Source organism: Fuchsiella alkaliacetigena, assembly GCF_023227765.1.
Lineage (GTDB): Bacteria > Bacillota > Halanaerobiia > Halobacteroidales > Acetohalobiaceae > Fuchsiella > Fuchsiella alkaliacetigena.
In genome coordinates this window covers 1-20,765 of the sequence record NZ_JALKBZ010000023.1, presented here as the reverse complement: position 1 = coordinate 20,765, position 20,765 = coordinate 1, and the positions used below count along the sequence as shown (strand labels likewise).

At 33.3% G+C, this 20,765-nt stretch carries 21 protein-coding genes; 4 read left to right on the top strand and 17 right to left on the bottom strand.

Features of this window, described 5'->3' with window-relative positions:
* Window positions 1–97: 97 nt before the first annotated feature.
* The 3 genes from MWH30_RS08095 to hfq are packed head-to-tail and all read left to right on the top strand — an operon-like array spanning window position 98 to window position 1,177.
* Window positions 98–691, top strand: a complete 594-nt coding sequence (locus tag MWH30_RS08095; RefSeq protein WP_248663566.1) for a hypothetical protein — start codon at window positions 98–100, stop codon at window positions 689–691.
* The gene (locus tag MWH30_RS08090; protein ID WP_248663565.1) at window positions 684–920 is read left to right on the top strand and encodes a hypothetical protein; all 237 of its coding nucleotides are present in this window, start codon (window positions 684–686) and stop codon (window positions 918–920) included. The genes MWH30_RS08095 and MWH30_RS08090 overlap by 8 nt, the downstream gene beginning before the upstream one ends.
* 17 nt (window positions 921–937) lie before the next feature.
* Window positions 938–1,177, top strand: coding sequence for an RNA chaperone Hfq (gene hfq / locus MWH30_RS08085; protein ID WP_248663564.1), 240 nt, complete (start codon window positions 938–940; stop codon window positions 1,175–1,177).
* Between the two features lie 111 nt (window positions 1,178–1,288).
* On the opposite strand, the gene spoVB is transcribed toward hfq, so the two are convergent.
* The 6 genes from spoVB to MWH30_RS08055 all read right to left on the bottom strand — a co-directional run bounded on the left by spoVB (window position 1,289) and on the right by MWH30_RS08055 (window position 6,342).
* Window positions 1,289–2,833: a stage V sporulation protein B gene (spoVB, locus tag MWH30_RS08080; RefSeq protein WP_308221607.1), complete on the bottom strand. Its 1,545-nt coding sequence runs from the start codon at window positions 2,831–2,833 to the stop codon at window positions 1,289–1,291.
* 90 nt (window positions 2,834–2,923) lie between these two features.
* Window positions 2,924–3,856 carry a tyrosine-type recombinase/integrase gene (locus tag MWH30_RS08075; RefSeq protein ID WP_248663562.1) on the bottom strand — a complete coding sequence of 311 codons (933 nt, stop codon included), beginning with the start codon at window positions 3,854–3,856 and terminating at the stop codon, window positions 2,924–2,926.
* A 131-nt stretch (window positions 3,857–3,987) separates the two neighbouring features.
* Complete coding sequence (locus tag MWH30_RS08070) at window positions 3,988–4,173, bottom strand: hypothetical protein (protein WP_248663561.1); 186 nt, start codon at window positions 4,171–4,173, stop codon at window positions 3,988–3,990.
* Between the two features lie 115 nt (window positions 4,174–4,288).
* Window positions 4,289–4,537, bottom strand: coding sequence for a 4Fe-4S dicluster domain-containing protein (locus MWH30_RS08065; protein ID WP_248663560.1), 249 nt, complete (start codon window positions 4,535–4,537; stop codon window positions 4,289–4,291).
* 6 nt (window positions 4,538–4,543) lie between these two features.
* Window positions 4,544–6,064 carry an apolipoprotein N-acyltransferase gene (gene lnt / locus MWH30_RS08060; RefSeq protein ID WP_248663559.1) on the bottom strand — a complete coding sequence of 507 codons (1,521 nt, stop codon included), beginning with the start codon at window positions 6,062–6,064 and terminating at the stop codon, window positions 4,544–4,546.
* Window positions 6,065–6,156: 92 nt separating this feature from the next.
* On the bottom strand, window positions 6,157–6,342 hold the full coding sequence (locus tag MWH30_RS08055) for a hypothetical protein (RefSeq protein WP_248663558.1): 186 nt from the start codon (window positions 6,340–6,342) through the stop codon (window positions 6,157–6,159).
* 89 nt (window positions 6,343–6,431) lie between these two features.
* Between MWH30_RS08055 and MWH30_RS13850 the strand changes: the two genes are divergently transcribed.
* The gene (locus MWH30_RS13850) at window positions 6,432–6,560 is read left to right on the top strand and encodes a hypothetical protein (RefSeq protein WP_282706253.1); all 129 of its coding nucleotides are present in this window, start codon (window positions 6,432–6,434) and stop codon (window positions 6,558–6,560) included.
* 60 nt (window positions 6,561–6,620) lie between these two features.
* On the opposite strand, the gene tatC is transcribed toward MWH30_RS13850, so the two are convergent.
* From tatC to MWH30_RS08000, 11 genes are all read right to left on the bottom strand, one after another.
* Window positions 6,621–7,319: a twin-arginine translocase subunit TatC gene (tatC, locus tag MWH30_RS08050; protein ID WP_248663557.1), complete on the bottom strand. Its 699-nt coding sequence runs from the start codon at window positions 7,317–7,319 to the stop codon at window positions 6,621–6,623.
* Window positions 7,320–7,477: 158 nt separating this feature from the next.
* Window positions 7,478–8,152 (bottom strand): TorD/DmsD family molecular chaperone, encoded by a 675-nt coding sequence (locus MWH30_RS08045; protein ID WP_248663556.1) that lies wholly within the window; start codon window positions 8,150–8,152, stop codon window positions 7,478–7,480.
* 100 nt (window positions 8,153–8,252) lie between these two features.
* Window positions 8,253–8,972 (bottom strand): 4Fe-4S dicluster domain-containing protein, encoded by a 720-nt coding sequence (locus MWH30_RS08040; RefSeq protein ID WP_248663555.1) that lies wholly within the window; start codon window positions 8,970–8,972, stop codon window positions 8,253–8,255.
* 22 nt (window positions 8,973–8,994) lie between these two features.
* Window positions 8,995–11,541 (bottom strand): molybdopterin-dependent oxidoreductase, encoded by a 2,547-nt coding sequence (locus tag MWH30_RS13930; protein ID WP_248663554.1) that lies wholly within the window; start codon window positions 11,539–11,541, stop codon window positions 8,995–8,997.
* A 450-nt stretch (window positions 11,542–11,991) separates the two neighbouring features.
* Window positions 11,992–13,125: a 4Fe-4S dicluster domain-containing protein gene (locus tag MWH30_RS08030; protein ID WP_248663553.1), complete on the bottom strand. Its 1,134-nt coding sequence runs from the start codon at window positions 13,123–13,125 to the stop codon at window positions 11,992–11,994.
* Between the two features lie 227 nt (window positions 13,126–13,352).
* Complete coding sequence (locus MWH30_RS08025) at window positions 13,353–15,533, bottom strand: molybdopterin-dependent oxidoreductase (RefSeq protein ID WP_248663552.1); 2,181 nt, start codon at window positions 15,531–15,533, stop codon at window positions 13,353–13,355.
* A gap of 17 nt (window positions 15,534–15,550) precedes the next feature.
* The gene (locus tag MWH30_RS08020; protein WP_248663551.1) at window positions 15,551–16,270 is read right to left on the bottom strand and encodes a 4Fe-4S dicluster domain-containing protein; all 720 of its coding nucleotides are present in this window, start codon (window positions 16,268–16,270) and stop codon (window positions 15,551–15,553) included.
* Between the two features lie 46 nt (window positions 16,271–16,316).
* Window positions 16,317–16,970 carry a molecular chaperone TorD family protein gene (locus MWH30_RS08015; RefSeq protein WP_248663550.1) on the bottom strand — a complete coding sequence of 218 codons (654 nt, stop codon included), beginning with the start codon at window positions 16,968–16,970 and terminating at the stop codon, window positions 16,317–16,319.
* 35 nt (window positions 16,971–17,005) lie between these two features.
* Complete coding sequence (locus MWH30_RS08010) at window positions 17,006–17,635, bottom strand: redox-sensing transcriptional repressor Rex (protein WP_248663549.1); 630 nt, start codon at window positions 17,633–17,635, stop codon at window positions 17,006–17,008.
* Between the two features lie 177 nt (window positions 17,636–17,812).
* Window positions 17,813–18,511, bottom strand: a complete 699-nt coding sequence (locus MWH30_RS08005; protein WP_248663548.1) for a response regulator transcription factor — start codon at window positions 18,509–18,511, stop codon at window positions 17,813–17,815.
* A gap of 17 nt (window positions 18,512–18,528) precedes the next feature.
* On the bottom strand, window positions 18,529–20,316 hold the full coding sequence (locus MWH30_RS08000; RefSeq protein ID WP_248663547.1) for a cache domain-containing protein: 1,788 nt from the start codon (window positions 20,314–20,316) through the stop codon (window positions 18,529–18,531).
* Window positions 20,317–20,765 lie beyond the last annotated feature (449 nt).

Below are 20,765 nucleotides of genomic sequence, written 5' to 3'. Positions count from 1 at the left end.
TGCAGTTCTAGGCAGCTCTTTTTTTATTTTAGCATATTTTGTTAATAATTTAATATAATAAAGTATAAGTTAATCAATAGAAAGTGAGTAGTTTATATTGCTAGATATCTATTTTTTTAAAAGTTTATTAGCGGTTTTTTTCTGTGGTTTAAGTATAAAGTTAATGGATGATTATTTAGATCGATATTTAGATAAAACTAGTGGGAAAAGAACTTTAGCTTTTGAGTTAAAACAGGCTACTTTGCCTTATGCACTATTAAGCTTTTCTTTGGCAGTTGCCCTAGATTATAGCAGCGCATTATCTTTGTTTTGGGCTAGTTATATTTTAGGGATGGGTTATGATTATCAAAAAGTACTACCTACCGGATTAAAATCGTATCAGGAAAGCTTAATTTTATTATTGCTGGGAGCTTACTTATTAAGCTTTCTAGAAGTAATATCTGCTTTGGGCATTATTTTAACCATTCAACTTCTAGATGACTTAATTGATCTAAAAGAGGATCAATTGAACTACCGAAATAACTTTGTTTACCTTTTAGGTAAAAGACAAGTTGTTCTATTAGTTTTACTTTTATCGACAATTAATATTTATCTTGACTTTGAAAAGACAATAATGGTCTATTTAACTGCTCCTTTAATCGTTAAGTTGGTCGAAAAGGAGAAAAAGGTGGGAAAGGGTCTTGTTGACTAGCAAACTTTTAGTTTTGATAGTAGTTTTAGCCCTGGGGATAGGTTACGCTGTAGGTTATTATTTTGGCAAACAAGATGGAGTTACTAAAGGAATATTAGTTTCTCCAATTTTTTTGAGAAAAGAATCTTTAAAAGAAGGATATTGTGTTCTTTGTACTGAGGATAAAAGTAGTAAAGATTGCAGGGAAAGGATAAAAAGATGTAGAAGTAATGATATAGATTATATATAAAGGAGGAATTATTATTTATGAATGCTAAAATCAATATTCAAGATAGCTTTTTAAATCAAATTCGTCGTGAAAAAATCAAGGTGACTATTTATTTAGTAAATGGATTTCAGTTAACAGGTTTTGTTAAAGGTTTTGATAATTTTACTATAATTTTAGACACTAAGGGAAAACAGCAAATGGTTTATAAGCATGCGGTTTCTACTATTACTCCTGAAAAAAGTATTGATAATTTATTAAAAGGTGATAAAAAAGATTAAAGTAAACTGCTTAGCAAAAATTAAAGCTTAGAGGGCTGGTTGACACATTTGTGGTCAACCAGTTTTTTATATGTAATATTTGAGTTTGTCGATAACTAAATATTTTTGCAGTTAATTAATTAATTGATTTAAGTCTCGACTAGTAATACCACCAGTTATAATTAAAACTAGGGTATAAGCTAACATTCCTCCGGTTATACTAAGTATTAGATTAGTTAAGTCAGTTATTCCTAAATCTAAAAGTAGAGTTTCTAAGAAGGGGATAACTAAAAATAATAAACTTCCTCCTAGTAAGGGTTTGAAAACTAACTGTTTTAAATCTAGAGCAAAGCCAATTTCCTTACCAATAGCCATAAAATTCAACAAAGTAATTACTAAATATCTAACTATAATAGCAATACCTGCTCCTTTTAAGCCAAATTGAGGTTGGCTGACTAGTATATAAATAATTAGCACCTCGCAAATTAAACCGATGATTGAATTAATTACTACTAATTTTGGTTTACCTAAACCTTGTAACATTCCATTCATAATTTGGAGCAGATAAAGGAAAAGTACACCTACGGAGATTAATTTTAAAATTTCTCCTGCTTCTGGATAGCCAAATAAGATATCACAGATCTCTTCAGGTAAACTGTAAAAAATGATTGCCGCCGGCAAACCTGTATAGATCACCAATCTTAAGGCCTGATGGTAGCGATTTAAGAGTTGAGATCTATTTTGATTAGAAACTGCTTCGGATATGGCCGGAATTAAATTAGAATTAACGGCAATAGTGATTACCATGGGCAGATGAATTACCTGTAAAGCCATACCAGATAGCTGTCCATAGAGACTGGTAGCGACGGCTACTGAATAGCCGGCTGCCTGTAATCTAGTGGGGATTAAGATAGCTTCTAAACTATAAGTAGTAGAGGCTACTAACTTGCTAACTGTGATTGGAAAACCGAATTTAATCAATTTTTTAAATAATAGGGCCCGATTTGATTTAGGAGGAGAAATAGTAGTTCTTTTTTTGGGTTTTTGACGTAGTTTAAAGAACAGTAGAACTAAGGTTAGCAAGCCTAAGCCTTCGCCAGCAGTAATTCCTAAAGCTAATCCAGCAGCTTGATAACGAAGGCTATAAGCAGCTAAGAGTTTAAGAATGATTAGAGTGACTATGATTCGAGTAATTTGCTCTATAACTTGGGATATAGCAGTAGGGGTCATCATTCTTAAGCCTTGGAAAAAGCCGCGCAAGATAGAGGCATTAGTTATGAAAAATAAAGCTGGAGCTATTGCCTTCAAGATAATCTCTGTTTGGGGATTATTTAGTATATTATTAGCTATAAAAGGAGCTGCTAGATAAAAGATGATTGAAAATAGAGTTCCTGAAAATACCGTGAATGATATAGCGAGTTTGAGTATTTTTACACTTTCCTGTTGATTTTTTTGAGCTATTTTTTCAGAAACAAACTTAGAAACTGCTACTGGCAAACCAAAGGTAGCCAAAATAGAAAAAGTAAGAAAGATAGGAAATATCATTTGAAAAAGTCCGATTCCTTTATCACCGATAATTCTGGTTAAAACCATTCTTAAACCAAAACCTAAAACTCTATTTATTAAGCCGGCCACCATTAATATGAAGGTCCCTTCTAATAAAGTCTGTTTTTTGATTAAGACTCCCCCCCCTTAACAACAACAGCTATTCAATTATATTCAGCATAAAAGATTAAATTACCAGATTTAGTAAAGAGGGAGTGAAAATTATAGTTCAGGCAGTTCATCAATGGCTTGCTTACGTTCCTTTTTGTCAATATGAGTATAAATTTGAGTAGTAGAAATATCACTATGACCTAACAATTCTTGTAAGATTCTTAAATCTTTAGTTTGTTGATAGAACAAAGAAGCGAAAGTGTGGCGTAATTTATGAGGAGTGATTTGACTAGCATTAGTCAGCCCAGCTTTTTTAGCATATTTTTTAACCATTAACTGTACAGTACGGGCAGAAATTCTATTTCCTTGATTGGACAGGAATAGGGCTCGACGAGCATCTTCGTTTTTAGGAGTGATTTTATTTCTATTAGGTAGATAGTTTTCTATAGATGAAATAACATCCTTATGCAAAGGCACATAACGTTCTTTGTTACCTTTACCATAAAACTTAATTGAGGAATCTTCAAAGTTGATATCTGTTAAATTAAGATTTACCAATTCTGAAACTCTTAATCCGCAATAAAGAAATACCTTATTAATAGCCAGATCGCGTCGGCAATATTTAGAATTATAATCATTAATAGCTTTTAAATACTGCTTAATACTTTTCTGATTAAGATAAATAGGCTCTGATTTCAATTCACTTTTAGTAGCTTCAATGGAATCAGTAGGATTATCTTTGATAATTTCTCTTTTTTGTAAGTACTTAAAAAAAGAACGTAAACTATAAAGCTTCCGATTTCTAGCTGCAGGACTGTTATCTTTAATTAATATAATATCGCCTAAAAACTCACTAATTTCAAAGCGATTAATTTTATTTACACTCAGATCTTCTAAATCATATTCAAATTCTTCTTGTAAGTATCTGCCGAAAATTGATAGATCATGTTCGTAATGTTGAGCTGTTAACTTAGAGTATCCACGTTCTGCTACTAGATACTTGATAAAGCTTCTAACTGCCTGAGGAAATTTTATTTTTGACATAATTAATGCCTCCCCACTCAAACCTTCGTTAAAGATATATTTAACGAAGGTTTTTTCTTTTAAAAAAGCAACCTTGATGATCAAGGTTGCTTTTGAATAACATAGTTAAATACACTTAACCTCTTAAATCGTTAACCGTACTTAACGCCTTCGATCTTAATAGCTCTAAAATCGCTACTTTCATCTACACAATCCACACATTCCATGCAGTTGTTGCAGACCTTCTCTTCATGCAAGTCACAATAATTGCACTCCTCACAACCAGTACAAAACTTATGTTCCATTACACACTCTGAAAGCTCACTAGGATTATCCATTTTTCAAACCACCCTCGATTTAAAGTTTGATTAGGTCCAATCCAAACATATTATATCATATATTAAATTATATTCAATATTTTCCGTAACTTTTTTATAAAAAATTAGCATTTTATTATTCAAGCGCTCTTTTGAACTTGATAGCCCGAGTTGGGCAAGCTTGATAACAGTGTCCATCTCCTAAACATCTATCCTTGTTAGGGTTATCTGCTTTTTGACCTTGAGAGGTATTAACCATCACGTACACATCCTGACCACAAACTCTAACGCAGTTTCCGCAACCAATACATAAGTCCCAGTCTATTGTTTCGCTATAAATTAAAATATATTCTCTGCCAGCACGATTAATTCCTTTGTTTTCCATATCCTCTCACCTCAATTGCTTCAAGCTAAGTATAAAATCGAAAAATAAAATAACATTTAATAGTAGAATCAGTTTTAAAAAGATATTCATTAACTGATAAAAGTTAGCAGAATTTTCAGCATTAAAAGCTAAAGAATAAGCTACAGCTTCTTTTTCAAAAGGTTCTAATCTTTTGACTATCTGTCCTTGGCTATCGATTACTCCACTAACCCCAGTATTAGAAACTTTAATAATTGGTATTCTATTTTCTACTGCTCTTAAAATAGCTGCTTGCCAGATCTGTACTGGCGCATTACTGCTTTTAAACCAAGCTTCATTAGATACATTAATTAGTAGTTTATTATCCGCAGTTAACTTATTAACTAGATTTGGATTAAGAATTTCTGAACAGATTGGCGAAGCCCAAGTAATTCCTTGAAAGTTGAAGTTAGTTTTCTTAGTTCCAGGAGTTTTATCACTAACTAAAGTTTCTATATAACTAGGTAAAATATTTCTAAAAGGCATATATTCTCCAAAAGGAACCAGCTTCATTTTGCTATAACTGTCGATAATATTTAATTCCTTATCAATTAAAAAGTTTTGATTATAAGTGTTACTTTCTTTTTTATTTAAAGCACCAAAAAATAATACCGTTTCTAGTTCTTTAATTCTTTCCAAAAGATAGTTTTGCCAAAAATAATTATTATTTTCAGTTAAAACAAATGGGACTGCTGTTTCAGGCCAAATAATTAAATCTACCTCTTTTTTTCTTAATTTTTCACTTAATTCAAAGTAAGTATTCATTATCTGTTCACGATAATTATAATCCCATTTTATTTCTTGAGCTATATTAGGTTGCATCAACCCAAAACTCAACTCTTGCTTAGGTTTTTTTTCAAAAGAACTATGTAAGTTAACTACTCCGTAAATAAATACCAAACTAATAATCAAGCTAACTAGTAGCAACTGTTGATCTATTATCTGTTTTTCACCTTTAATATATAATATTAATTTATATATTAAAGTGTTAAGCAAAACAATAAAAAAACTGACTCCATAAACTCCAAATATACTAGCTATTTGGATCACTAGCGGAAAATAGGCCTGACTATAACCGATAAAACCTAAAGTTAAATCAGCAATCAAAAGCTCTCTTAAGTACTCCAACCCTATCCAAAGACTAGGTAGTAGCAGAAAAACTAATTTTTGTCTATTTTTCAAAACATAACTAGCTATTAAAGCAAAAAACCCCCAAAAAATAGCTAAAATAATACAGGATAAGACTGTAAAAATAATAGCCAATAAAAACGGAAGTTCAAAGATTAGCTGTGGATATAATAGCCAATAAAAGGTGCTCAAAAAAAAGACTAAACCAGCAATACTTCCGCTAAGAAAGCTTTTTTTGAGTTGCTGATTTTTAATTATCAGTAATAAAGGTACTAAGCTAAACCAATTCAAAAAAAACAACTTTGGAAAAGAAAAAGCTAAACCTGTCATTCCTCCACTCAAAACTAACAAAAGCAACTTTTTTAAAGATAGCAACTCCATACCCGTTACCTAACCTTTCTCAAATATGATTAAAAAACTTTCTTATAATAAGCTTTCTTTATAATTAGTAAATTTCCTGCTTGTTAGCAAGGTTATTTTTCAACTAAAATATCTAAACCTTCGTCTAGTTGGCTATAGTCTTGACCTATATTTTGATAATAAGCATCTAAGATTTCAATGATTATTTCTTCAGGAGTAGTCTCTTCTTCTAAAGCTAAATTTAATATAAATTCCTGTAGTTCAATGGGTAGATATAAGTTAATTTCTTCAGTTGACATTATATTTCCTCCTTAATTTCTTCAATTTGTCTCTTATTATTTTAACCATAATAGTTAAAAGTATAATTAAGAAAGGAGGAATTTTAAGCATGAGTAAAAATGCAGGTTTTAGAAAAGATAACTATTTAAACAATAAGGATACCCAAAGCTTAATTTCTGATAGTCTAAAACAGTATCCAGTTCAGGATATAATTGAAGTAGTAGAAGGAACTGAGTAACAAATAATATAAAAAGACTAGCTATTTAAATAGCTAGTCTTTTTATATTATCAAATAGTCTTATTCGATTATCTTAGCAATAACAATACTACCTTCATATAACAGTATTAATGGCAAAGACATCATAGTTTGAGATATAATATCCGGTGGTGTTAATAAAGCTCCAAATACAAAAATACTTACAACAACAATTTTACGATTATTTTTTAAGAATTCTGAACTAATTATCCCTAGTTTAACTAAAATAGTCGTTACCAAAGGCAACTGAAATATTAAACCAAAAGGTAATAGTATTCTAATAATAAAAGAAATATAACTATTTAAAGAAAACATCGCTTCTAGATTAGCAGAGGTAAAGCTTAAAAAGAAACGCATTCCGAAAGGAATTACTACAAATAACCCAAAAGCAGTTCCCCCTAGGAAAAAAATATAAGCAAAGGGAGCTAAGATCATTAAGTATTTTCTTTCACTGTCTTTAAGGCCTGGTACTACAAAACGCCAAACTTGAAAGAATATAATAGGTAAAGCAAGAAGAAAACCTACTACAACCGAAACCTTTATTTGAGTAAAGAAAGCTTCGGTCGGAGCTAAATAAACCAACTCTTTTCCTACTGGGCTAGTTAGTACATCTATTATCTCCGCAGCAAAAACATAACTAATAATAGAAAAAACAACTAAAGCCCCTACAGAAATTAAGATCCGGATTCTTAACTCTCCCAAGTGATCAACTAATGACATTTTTGTTTCAGTTTCCGACATAAATAATTCCTCCACTCTATTTACAATTAGCTTCATTAAAAAATAATAGTTTAACTCTTAACACAACCTTAATTTTATCATTAAAGTTAGCACTTTTCAATATTTTCTCGTGAAGAAAAGTTAATTTCTTATAATTTAATAAAGGTGGAGGCTATAAGTTAATCATTTATAAGTTCTTGTACTTTTGAAATTGACTGCTCCAAAATATCGTCAACTTCATCTTTAATAAAGCTTTCAGTGAGTTCAGCTAACTTTTTATACAGCTCTGTATTTGCATGCTCTTTTATCTTAGCTGCGAAATCGCTTACCCAAGCAGCTAAGTGTTTAGCTAAAAAGTTCTGATGAGCTTCTAAATATTCTAAAGCTTCTTTATAATTTTCGTTACCAGTTTCTTTAATTGAATTAAAGGTTAAATAATAAAGAAACTCCAACTCAGCTATTATATGATCATGAGGCTCTTTAAAATCATCACTTCTATCTAAACCCAATTCTTTATAGGTATTAATAACATTCATAGTGCTATCCCCCATAACTGTTCCTTCTTTTTCTAAATAAACAGATCCATAGGGAGGAGCTAGTAACTCAAAAGGGCCCACAAATAGTTTTGAATGGTCTACTTTTAAGTCTTGAAAATTCTCTGTGCTTACAAACTCTGTTTTTATATCTTGAGCCATATTACCTAACTTTTCAGAAATAAACTCAGCAGATTCAATCAAATTATCCAAAAGTTCACTTTCTAAAATACTTTCTTCTGGAGCATGATAAAGCACAGATAAAATCTTATAAATATTTTCTTGAGCTTTTTGCTGTGATAAAATTTGATCTAATTTCAATAAAATACCTCCTCAATATAATTTAAAAGAAATAATATTAGCGAGAATAAAATTCCCGCTAATATTATTTGAATAACAACTTTATTTCATTAAAGAAAGCTTACTTGGCCGTTGCTTTATCTAAGTTACAGTACTCTCTAATGTAGTAAACATTAGGGCCCGTATCTGCATTTCTTCTATCCCCAGTTTCTCCCTTTTGAATTCTAACCTTAGCATCATACCGATCTAATAACTGGCTTACTTCGCTATTAGGATCATCTAAATCACCGAATACTAAAGCATCGCAAGGGCAGATATTTACACAAATAGGATCTTTATCAGGTACTCTGTGAGCACAGAAGGTGCATTTTTCAACTAGCCCTTCTTCTCTAACCGGAGTTCCTTCCCCAGCATAGGCAGGATTTGCTCCTACTTGATCAGCAGTTTCCTGAGGAGTACCAGTAAATCCATCTATTACAGCAGTATTATCATCCCAGAAGCTATGTGGATCTTCTTCATTAAAGCTAACTTCTTCATATGGACAAGCATTTACACACTGCCTGCAACTGATACAGTCATCTCTTTCGTATTTTACTAACCCATTATCTGCTTTGAACATTGCCCCAGTAGGACAAACTTCAGCACAAGGAGCGTCATCACAGTGATTACAACGAGTAGATAAATACTCCAACTTTACCATTGGAAACTTGCCTTCATACTTTATTTCAGAGTCACACCAATATTTATCGGCGGGTACACTATGCTCTCGCTTACAAGCTGTAATACAAGAAGAACAGCCTGAACAACTTTGTAAATCTACGACCATGCCGTATTTTGCCATCTAAAACACCTCCGCTTAGTTTTTATATCTTTTCAACCTTAACTCTATGACCACCATGTCGAGCAGTACTACCACTTAAACGATCATATTCATCTGGTAAAATTGTATTGTTATTGCCACCTCTTGGCTTTTCTCCAAATTCTTCACTAGCTACTCTTCCGTAAGCCCAGTGTCCCTGACCGAAAGATTTAGCTACAGTTCCTGGACGTACACCTTCCCAAACTTTAGCTTCACATTCTATTTCTCCTGTTGGAGAGGAAATCCTTACTTGATCGCCAGTACTAATTCCTAATTCATTAGCATCTTCAGGATTAATTTTAACTACATCTTTATTTCTCTCATCACCTGGGTCACCATCTTTGACATCATAGTAACCGATATAGGAGTTAGCCGATCTACCTTCACGATTAAATCTGGACTTATGATCAACAAACATTAATGGATATTCATCGGCATCCCCTACTCGATAAGACTCCTCATAATGAGGTACAAATGCTTCTTCACCTTTAGCTAAATAGTTATTAGCTTCTAAAGCTTCATCTATACTAATATTATGTCTATCAGCATGCTCTTGTAAGCCTCGCTTCAAGGTTTCACTGTAGAATTCAAAGAGTCCAGTATCAGTGCCGTAATTGCCCCAGAGTTCTTTAAAGTTATCATATTTATCAGCATTCCAAACTCCTACGTCTACGAAATCCTCCCAACCGTCAAATTCAGTACCATGTTCATATTTATCCGGATTCCACATTGGTTCAGTAGCTATTCTAGTAGCATAGAAAGTAAACTCTTTGCCATTAGTAGGTGCTGCGCCAGTTTCCGGATCTTCATAAGTCTTATAGTAGTCTAACATTTCTGGATAACCCTTTTCGGCTAATTTTTCAGCAATCATCCATACAACTTCTGTTTCTTCAGTCTTAACATCCCAAACTGGCTCTATTACAGGTTGATTTAGTGTGGAATACATATACTGATTAGCCTTAGAGTTAATATAACCCCATCTTTCAAACATGTGATGTGGTACAGGCAGAACGATATCAGCAAAATAACTCATTTCTGCTGCGTGAGTCCCCATATGCACTAGCATATCAATTTTTTCTAAAGCCTTATCCCACTTAGCTGTATCTCCACAAGAGAAGTTGAAGTTATTCCAATAGCTAAGTACTAACTCTAGATCATAAGGATCTTCATCTAAAACAGCCTGAGCTACATTAGCAGTTACAACTCCACCACCAGAAGTTGCTTGGTTAAGAGCCGCCATATCCTTATAACCTCGCTGATCTATTACTTGCTTTTGGCCAGCTTCTCTTAGCTCGTCATCTAAATAATCATCAAAGTCAGGGAAACCTTGCGTTGGCACTCCGGCATCTTGGAGTACTCCCCCTTTGTTATCACTAGAACCTACTAGCCCATTCAAAGCATGGATAGCCATAGAAGTATAGGAGCCACGCGGATTCATTGTCGGCCCTGGACATACCCAAGAAATAGCATGCGGAGCTGCTTCAGCAAATTCAGTAGCTACTCTTTCAATCTGTTCTGCTGCTACTCCAGCCTTATCTTCAGCCCATTCAGGAGTGGCATCTTTAAGAGCCAGATTCCACCATTTAACTACTCCGTTAGTGTAGTTTTCATCAAAGGAGTCTTCATCTACCTCTTCTCCAGCCACAAATCTATTCTGTCCGTCAGTGAAGTCCCCTACAAACTCCTTATACCACAGTCCTTTAGTTAAGATAACATGCGCCATAGCTAAAGCCAAAGCATCATCCTCTTGGGGGATAACCGGTAACCACTCGTCGGACTTAGCGGCAGTAGCTGAATAACGAGGATCAACTTGAGCTATAGTAGCATTGTCGATTACGTCTCCAAAGACTTTATTAGCGTGAGGAACCTGTCTATTTGAGGCTAAGATATCTCCTCCCCACAATAATAGATACTTAGTGTTAGGCATATCACAGTCATTATAACCCCAATAGGACTCAGTATAATAAGGACCCATCTTCTCAGATTCAGCACAGATAGCACTGTGAGAAATATTATTCGGAGTACCGATTAAAGTTGGGAAATTTCCATATAAAATGCTGTTCAAAGCAGTATATCTACCACGGAAAACAGCACTTTTATAAGTTTCTCCTCTTTCTCTTAGCTCCACAATTTTGTCAGTAATCTCTTCAATTGCTTCATCCCAACTAATTTCTACAAATTCAGGATCTTCATCCTTACCCTTGTTGGGATTAGTTCTCTTCATTGGTCTAGTAACTCTGTCTGGATCGTACACCTGTAATAATGCTAATTGACAACGAGTACACACAGAGCCTCGATGAGCTTGGTTATTAGGATTACCTCTTACATTAACTGCTCTCCCATCTACCACCTTAACTTCAATTGCACACCAAGTAGTACAACCCTGACAAGTGCTAGGATACCAACCATCTTCTTCAGCAACTATTTCTTCAGCTTCAGCCAAAGAATCTAACTCAGGCTCATCGTCTCGACAACCAGTAAGTCCAGCTACAGCAAGTCCACCAGTAGTAGCCGCTGATACTTTTAGAAAGTCTCTTCTGGATAGTTTCACAATTTTCCCTCCTGTTAATCGTTTTTAACTCGACCTCTCCTCGGTAACTTTTTCTCTATTTGAATAGTTCCATTATTGAAAATATTCATACTATTAACTGCTTTTGATATGAGCGAGATTAAAAAAGTAATTAATATTTGATTTGAGGTGAGTTAGATAAGTTTTGAATAATCTACTAAAATTAACTGTCTTTAACCATTAGCAACAACTATCTTCTCTTCTAACTAAAAGCTTCCTCCTTTTATCCCCTCCTTTGTATAAAGATAATATTCACTTTCACAACAAAAATATAAAATTAAACAAATCTTTAAAATGTATTCAGGAATAAAAGCAAGATATAATAATTATGTAAATGATAATCGTCACTAATTATTATACATGCTCTTACTTACTTTGTCAACAGTTAGCTACGTAAAAAGTTCATAAAAAATTCAAAATTTTTACTAAAAATCATTCGCAAAAGCTGCAGATCTCTTTGTTTTTATTAATAGCATAAAAACTCTTATTACAATCTATGCATTCAATTTTCTTTCCTTGATAAGCAGTTTTAGCTTTCAAATCATAATCTCTATTTTCTATAATAGCAATTTGTTCTTTAAAACAGACTTCTTGACAAAGTTTACAGTTACTACATAATTTATTCTCGACAATAATTCTTTTTCCTTCATTATTTTCATCTTTTTTTTCGATTAAATCTAAAGCATGATTAGGACACAGCATAACACAGGCTCCACAAAAGTTGCAGTTTTGCTTAATGTTGATCTGCCAAAATAGAGATTGAGAACTTGTTTTATCTATAACCTGGGCTTCTTTTTCTAATTTCTCGACTAAAGTAATTAATTCCTGCCTATTAGGATTAATTTTTTCTTCAATTTCTTCTTCCGTTTCCTTTTCATCACCAAAGCTGATTAAATCAATCAAACTGTTAATACTCTCTTCTCTAACTTTATTAATAAATTCTCGCCGTCCGACTCCTTGTCTATTTATTTCCTCTTCATCTTGTACTTCGGCAAGCCTTAACTGAAACTCTGCTAAGTTTAGGTTAGGTTTAGTAGTTGAAAGAAAAACCCTAGGTTGTTCAGAATAATTTTTTAGTAAGCTATTGCAGTTTTCAGCTGCTTCCTCAATTAAGCTTCTTCCTTTTTTAAGCTCACAATTACTACAGTCTCCAGGCTGTAGCCAAATAGAGTCTGCTCCAACCAACAGTAATTTTAATAGTAAATTAACTGAAATTCTACCTAAACATTTAACATGAGCTCCATTTCCCTTTTTAGCTTCTTGACAGCTAATCTTAAAATTAGAGTTAGAATTAGCTTGAAATTCATTAATAATATTTAGATCAGAATTCATTTCTAGAGTAAATACTTGATTGGGACAGCTATTAACACAGAGTCCACAGTTAATACATCGACTGAAACTAATACTTAATTCTTCATTAGCCATTTGTATAGCTTCTTGCGGACAAAAGTCATAACAAGAGGTACAATTACTTTTAGGCGACTGCAATCTTGTACAGTACTGCTGATCTATTTTAATAGGATCAGCATCAATTTTATCGATAAAGTTTAGTATTTTATCTAACATTTTTAACTCCCACCTTGATTTAAAGCTTTACTTAATTAAATAATTTAATTTTTAAGTTATTATATCAGACTGTTCTGATTTTTACAAGGCTAACAGCTTTAAGAAATCTTTTAAATCAAAATCATGTGCGTAAACTTAAGCTAAATTAACGCGTATGATAAAAGTTTAAAACTCCTGCCTTGAAATCAAGACAGGAGTTTTAAAAATTATAAACTTAGCTGTTATCCTTAAGCTTTCTCTGCTTTAACTATTACTTCCTGCATCATAGCGTGTCCAGCTATAGACTCAGTTTGATATGGGGTTAAGTCATTAGGATTTAGAGAGTCTATTTTTTGAGCTGTTTCATAATAAGGAGTTTTATTTCCATAGCCTGCTGGCATATATAGAGTGTCCGGATGAACCCTTTCGGTTACTTTAACTTTAACTTCTTTAGTAGCTATTGGTGAAGTTAATTTAATTTTATCACCATCATTAATTCCCAATTCTTCCGCTTTAGCTCTATTCATCCAGATTCTATTGCTATCGTAATCCTTAGTAATTTGAGCTAATTGTGGTATATTGGCACTAACAGTTTGTGAATGGTAGGCTTGCTTTCCATGAATTACCTTAAATTCATTGTTTGCTGTCTTATAACCAACAGCAGGCTCCTTCCAGCCAGCTATACCGGAGAATCCATAACGGGCAAAATCTTCAGAATAAAATTCGAACTTTCCAGAATCAGTGCTAAATTCTACCTCATTACTAGGCTCTGGGAGTTCCATAGATATAGAGCCTTTTTCCTTTAATTCTGCTAAGGATATATCTAGAGGCTCTAAACGAGCTTTATTTACCTCATCTAATGTAAAATCAAAGTATTCTTCAATTCCTAACTCTTCTGCTAGAAGTACTATAATTTCATCAAAACTCTTAGTCTCTGGATGAACCTTCGGTACAGCTTCCGTTCGGATTGAAACCGATCCTCTATCGGCTCCCCCTCTAGCTTCTACTACCTCTTCCCGTTCTGCAAAACTACATTCGGGTAGTATATAGTCGGCTAATATAGCTGTTTCAGACATATGAGTTTCAAATACTACTAATAAATCTAAGTTTTTATACCCAGCTACCATATGCTCATAATCTGGAAAGTTTCTAACTGGATTGTGGTGTCTAATAAAGATTGATTTAACAATGCCTTCAGCAGCTTTTTCAGCAATCACGTGTGGTAAACCATGACTAGTAGCTAAAGGAAACTCTCCTTCCACTCCTACTCCATCTGTTCTAGGAGTTTGAGGCTCTTCTGGGTCAAGAGTATCCAAAGAACCTATCTCGGGACTATTATAGCTAAAGAAAAGACCACCTGGCTGATTAACATTTCCTAATAAAGCATTAATGTAAGCAACTGCTCTAGCAGTTTCAGTACTATTTTCATAATTTGAGCCGAAAGCTCCCTTCCAAGAGGGATGAACAAGACAGTTAGGCTTATTTTCAGCTAATTCTCTAGCTAAACTTCTAATCTTATCAGCCTCTATATCGGTAATTTCTGCAGCCCACTCTGGAGTATATTGTGGTAGAGTTTCGGCAAACTTATCAAAGTCCAAAGTATAATTATCGATAAACTCTTTATCATAAAGATCCTCTTCAACTATCACCTGACACATAGCTAAAACTAATGCTAAATCGGTTCCGGGTCTAATCGGAATCCATTCGTCAGCTATTTTAGCAGAATCATTCTGTCTAGGGTCAACGCAGACTACCTTAGCTCCTTCTTTAACTCCTTCGGTAAACTCAATAAGTTCAGAAGTACGTATTCCTCCACCTAAATTACGACCAATTAAGACTACATAGTTGCTATTTGATAGATCTGCATGTGGAACTCCGCCCATTGTATGATTAAAACCAAGTGTTCGAGCCGTATTACAAGATGCGTTGTGAGTACAAACAGTACTTATGCCAAGAGCATGCATTAAACGATTACCGTAAAAAACTCCTGTTTCACGTGGATTATGTCCATAAGCTGCTGCCTCCGGGCCCGACTCCTCTAAAATATCATTCAGCTTTTCAGCGATTTCACTAATAGCCTGCTCCCAGCTTATAGATTCAAACTCCTCTTCACCTACCCGCTTTAAAGGCTGTTTGATTCGGTCTGAATCATAAATCCAATAAAGCCCGGCGTGGGCCCGTGCGCATAACTTACCTTGACTACGCATATTATCCTCATGTCCAGTTACCTTCCAAGGTCGATCATTTTTAACGTGAATCCACATTCCACAATGACTAGAACAGGTATTACAAAGACTAGGTTTAACCTTTACTTCGCTTTCTTGTGCTTTAGCAGCCCAACCTTTAAAATCCAAACCAGTCAAAGATAACCCTAAAGCTCCAGCAGCCACAGCCGATCCTTTAATAAAACTACGTCTAGTAATACTCATTTTATCCCTCCCCAAGATTATATCAACTCTAATTTACTTGCTTCCGTTTTTAAAATTAACAACAAACTCAGTCCATCCTGTTCTTCTAGCCCATATAAACTAGCTTCAGGATACCTTTCTTGTAGAGTTTCCACTCTTTGCTGAGCAGCTTTAACCAAATCATCGTAAGTTCCATACTTAATAGCATTTGCTGCACAAGTGCTAACACAGGCTGGACTTTCACCTACCGTTACCAAGTGCTGACAAGCATCACACTTATACATCTTTTCCTCAAAAATACTAGGCACTCCATAAGGGCAGCTCTGTTCACACATTCCACAACCAATACAGCTTTCAAAATCAAGAGTAGTAAAGCCTTGTTCAGTCTTGCTAAGAGCATCAACTGGACAACCATCCTTGCAGACAGCATCTTCACAATGCATACAACTATGTCGTGAGAAATGGTACTTTACATCCGGGTAACTTCCCACCTCTTTACTTTTAAAGCTTATCAAAGCCTGCTCAACTGGTAATTCATTTTCATTTTGACAGGCCACCCGACAAGCTTGACACTCTACACAAAGACTATTATCCATTAAAATCCCCATCTTCTCATCCACTGGAAAATCATCCTGCACCTCACTACCAGTCTCCTCCGCCTCACCATCATTACAAGCAGTAGCAAGAGTAGCAAAAGCAGAAACTCCAGCTAAAGCAGAATACTTAATAAAATTTCTTCTATCCACCTGTTTACTCAAAATAAATCTCCTCCTCTCTCTAATCTAACTTTCCCCTTGAGAATATTTAAGTTGCCTTATCTAAGATTGAGTTTTCCAAAAAATCTTCTTCGGTATCTATGTACTTTTTAATCCAAATCAAAAGATCATAGTAAAGCTTAGTTAAACCTTTCTTTTTAGCAGCCTCTACTAAACATTCTAGCCAATCTAAGTGTGTAGATATAAAACTATATTGTTTCTCCAAATCACCTCCTTTAACTAAAACACTCATAAACTCCAGCTGTAATACTAAATGATCTGGACAATGAGCAAAGTTAACTGGAACTTCAATCCCCAACTCCTCATATAAGTACTTCATATGGTGGGCCCAATCGCCTAATAAGTGTCCTTTTTCTTTAGCAAAAGGCATTTCACAACTTTCATCAGTTGTCCAGGGCTTATATACTGACTCAATAAGATATATTCGTGGATTATCAAAGTTTAAGCTCTTCTTCCATAACTTCTTCCATCTTTCCAAAGTAATAAACTTTTCACTAAACTTTTTACTATTCCAAATTTTAGGCATTGGAATAGTATTACTGATTTTTCTATACTGCTCCCAAATCTCCATGTGTCTGCCAAGTTTTAATTCATCATAAATATTTTTATTAGGTTTTTGTAAAAGATTACTGAAAAGAATATAAACCTGCTCTCTGATATTTTTTAAGTCCTTATTTTTCATTCTTTTAACCTCCACTTCTTAAAAATTAAATAAACCTAACTTTCATGTTTTAAATAATAAGCTAAGCCAATCAAACCTATAGAAAGATTTTCATTTTTTAGCTGTACATCGTAAGGAACCTTAATGCTAACAGGAGCAAAATTCCAAATACCACTAACTCCTCCTTTGACTAATTTATTAGCAACCTCTTGAGCTACCTTAGCTGGAACAGCTATAATCGCCATCTTGATCTTTTGCTCTTTAACTATCTGTTCTAAATTATTGACATCCTTAATTTGAATTCCAGCTAATTTGTTTCCAATCTTTTTAGGGTCAGCATCAAATATATAGTTAATATTAAATCCAAACTTTTCAAAGTTTCTATTATTTATTAAAGCTTGCCCCAAAGCTCCAGCCCCAACTAAAGCTATATTCCATTCTTTTTCTAATCCTAAAATTTTTCTTAAGTGTTTTAACAGCAAAGGAACTTTATAACCAACCCCTCTACGCCCAAAATTCCCATAATAAGATAAATCCTTTCTAACTTGAGTAGAAGGAATACCGATCTTTTCCTCCAACTCTCTAGAAGAAATTACACCTATGTTAGATTTAGCTAATCTTTGTAAACAACGATAATAAATAGGTAATCGCTCAATAGTATTAGTTGGTCTAATTTCTTCTTTCACATTTACACCTTCCCTCCCAAGTATTTCTGCTAATTATAATTGTATAGCAAATCACAAATATTTTTTATCAGGTAAACCATTTATTTCTAGCAGCTAATTAACTTAATTTATAGATGAAATAATATTAAAAAAAGGCTTTGTAAGGAATATTCCTTACAAAGCCTTTTTTTAATTCAATTATAAGATTTTTTTCTGCAAAGCTAGTCTGACAATCTCTGAACGTTTACTAAGCTTTAATTTTTTCCTCATTCTAAACTTATGTGTTTCTACTGTCTTAACACTAATTACTAATTTATCTGCTATATCTTGATTAGTATAACCCCGGGCAAATAGTTCAAATACTTCTCTTTCTCGATCACTTAACAAATCGTAATTATCAACTAAATTACCACCTCTTTCTTTAAGTTCATCCTTTGTTGACTGCTCCGAAGAACTAAATTCATCGCTTTTGTTAAGCTCTGCTAAGTATTCTTCCAATAGTATCTTAGTCATTGTTGGATAAATAAATGCTTCCCCTTGATAAACTGCTCTAATAGCAGATAAAAGCTCAACGTCAGCTGCCTTTTTTAATATATAACCTACTCCCCCAGCTTTCAAAGCCTCTTCAAAGTATTCTTCATCTTCATGTACCGTTAAAATAAGAACCTTACTTTCTAAATCAGTATTAGTTATTCTCCGGGTTGCCTCTAAACCATCAATATCAGCCATAGTAAGATCCATTAAAATAATATCAGGCTCTATTTCCTCAGCTAAAGCTATCGCCTCTTTGCCAGTAGCAGCTTCACCTACTACTTTAATATCTTCCTCATTACTTAAAAGAGTTCTTAAACCTCTCCTAACTAAAGAATGGTCATCAACTATTAAAACTTCAATCATTAATATCCCTCCTCAGTTTAGTTGTTTTGCAAAGGCATATTAATATAAACAGTAGTACCGATATTTTTTTTAGATTCAATGGTCAGCCTTCCTCCCAATAATTCAGCTCTTTCTTGCATACCAAAAAGCCCTAAACACTTTTCATTTTTGGCAGCTGACATAACTTCTTCTAAGTTAAAGCCGCAACCATCATCTTCAACTATAATAGATATCTCACTATTTTCAGCCTTAATCAGCACACTAATATTATTAGCATTTGAATGACGAAAGGCATTAGTTAATGCTTCTTGTATAATTCTATATACTGCAATTTCTATTTCTTTAGAAATCTCAATACTATCTAGACCAGTAATATAAAGCCCAATCTCTTGACCCCACCACCGAGAAGAGTCCTTTATATAATTTTTAATTGCAGCCTTCAAACCTAAATCATCTAATACATCTGGTCTTAGTTGTTTAGCTAATTGATTTAATTGATTAAATAATTTATCTATAATATCTTTCATCATGGCAATTTGATTATTAAACTCCTCAGTTTCTTTAATCTTTTTTAAGTTGCTCAAAGAGAGATTAAGACTAGTTAAAGCTTGACCAGTTTCATCATGCAGTTCTCTAGCTATTCGTTTTCGTTCTTCCTCCTGGGCGATGATTAATTTATTTAAAAGTTCTTGTCTTTTTTGTTCCTTAAATTGTACTTTAGTTAGTAATTCATTTCTTTCAGCATTAGACCTCTGAAGCTTAGCTACCATTTCGTTAAAAGCTTGGGCTAACTCACGTAATTCATTATCTATTGATCCCCAAGAAATACGATAATTCAAATCTCCAGCTCCTATTTTTTTAGTAGCAGTTAATAAATCATCTAAAGGTCTAAGTGAATAAGTTAAAAATATAAAGATAAATACAGCAATTGAAAGAGCACTAATTAATCCTAAAATATACATATTGTGCTTTGAACTATTAATTTTTTCTATAAAGCCACTTCTATTTCTAACTACTTTAATATAGCCAGTAAATTGATCACTGTAATCTTTAACCGGAATCACTAGTAACGAACAGTATCCCTCCTTAACTTTTTTAGTTATCTGAGAACCATTTTTAATCTTTTCCAATAATTCATCACCTAATTTCCAACGTTCCTTTTTATAGTCATTATCTTGAGCAGTAGCTATTAATTTATAATTACCTTTTTCTTTATCGAATTCATGTAGAAAGTATTTTCCATCAAAATCATTCTGTAAGTCCTGTAAAAAATTTTCATTAAACTCAGAACCCAATTCCATGGAGCCAACATGTTTAGCTTCATAAAAGATAGGTACTACTACTCTAAAGCCATAACCTGCTCTACCACCCTCTAATCCAGCTATTATCTCCTGAGATTGATTAGCCTTATTAACAGTATATCTAAAACCGCTTAGGTCATCCCCATAATAATTGGGCATATGTAGTCTTAAAAAACTAGTAGAATCTGGTAAATGAAACTGCCATTGGGGAAAGTATTCTTTGACCTCTTCGTAGGACATATTGAGCATTTTTAAAAGCTTTTCTCTATCTCTAGCAGCAAAAGCTGTTTGTACTTCAGTATTATGAGCAATACTTAAAGCGGTAGTTTTTGCTTTTTTAAGTTGTTCATTCTTTTTTCTTTGAATAGCATTAGCTAAAAAATCTTTTTCTAAACTTTCATTTTTCTCAATCAAATTCAAGGCTTGATTTCCCATATAAACTATAATAGTTGCTGATAAAACAATTATACAGATAATAATAAATATAAAAATTTTTTCTTTAAGTGACATATCTATAATAGTCATTTCTAATTCCTCCACTGTTTATTTAACTACTTTTCTAGCTAATTATAACATAATCAAGCCATTAATTTCCAGTTATTATCATCTTTATAAAAAAAGAGCTCCTGCCTGCAAAATTAGACAGAAGCTTTTGAAAATTCTGGCCTAATTTATAAGAAATAGTTTAGATTTTCTGGCATTAATTACTCTCCTCTTTAAATGTTTGAAAATTTTTTCACTAATAAAGCTACCCTTCCTAATCTTATTGTATAATAGATGCTAAATAATGTTTATCAGGTAGAGTATTTATTTTTATAGGAACAAACAGCTCATATTTGGGGTTAATTAACTTTAGTAGATATAGTTTACTACAAATATAAATATAAAGAAAGTAAATGTGACGCCCCCTATTGATGTTGGACAAAAGGTTAGTTAACACTTTATAATAATTATAGGGGGTAAAAAATAATGCC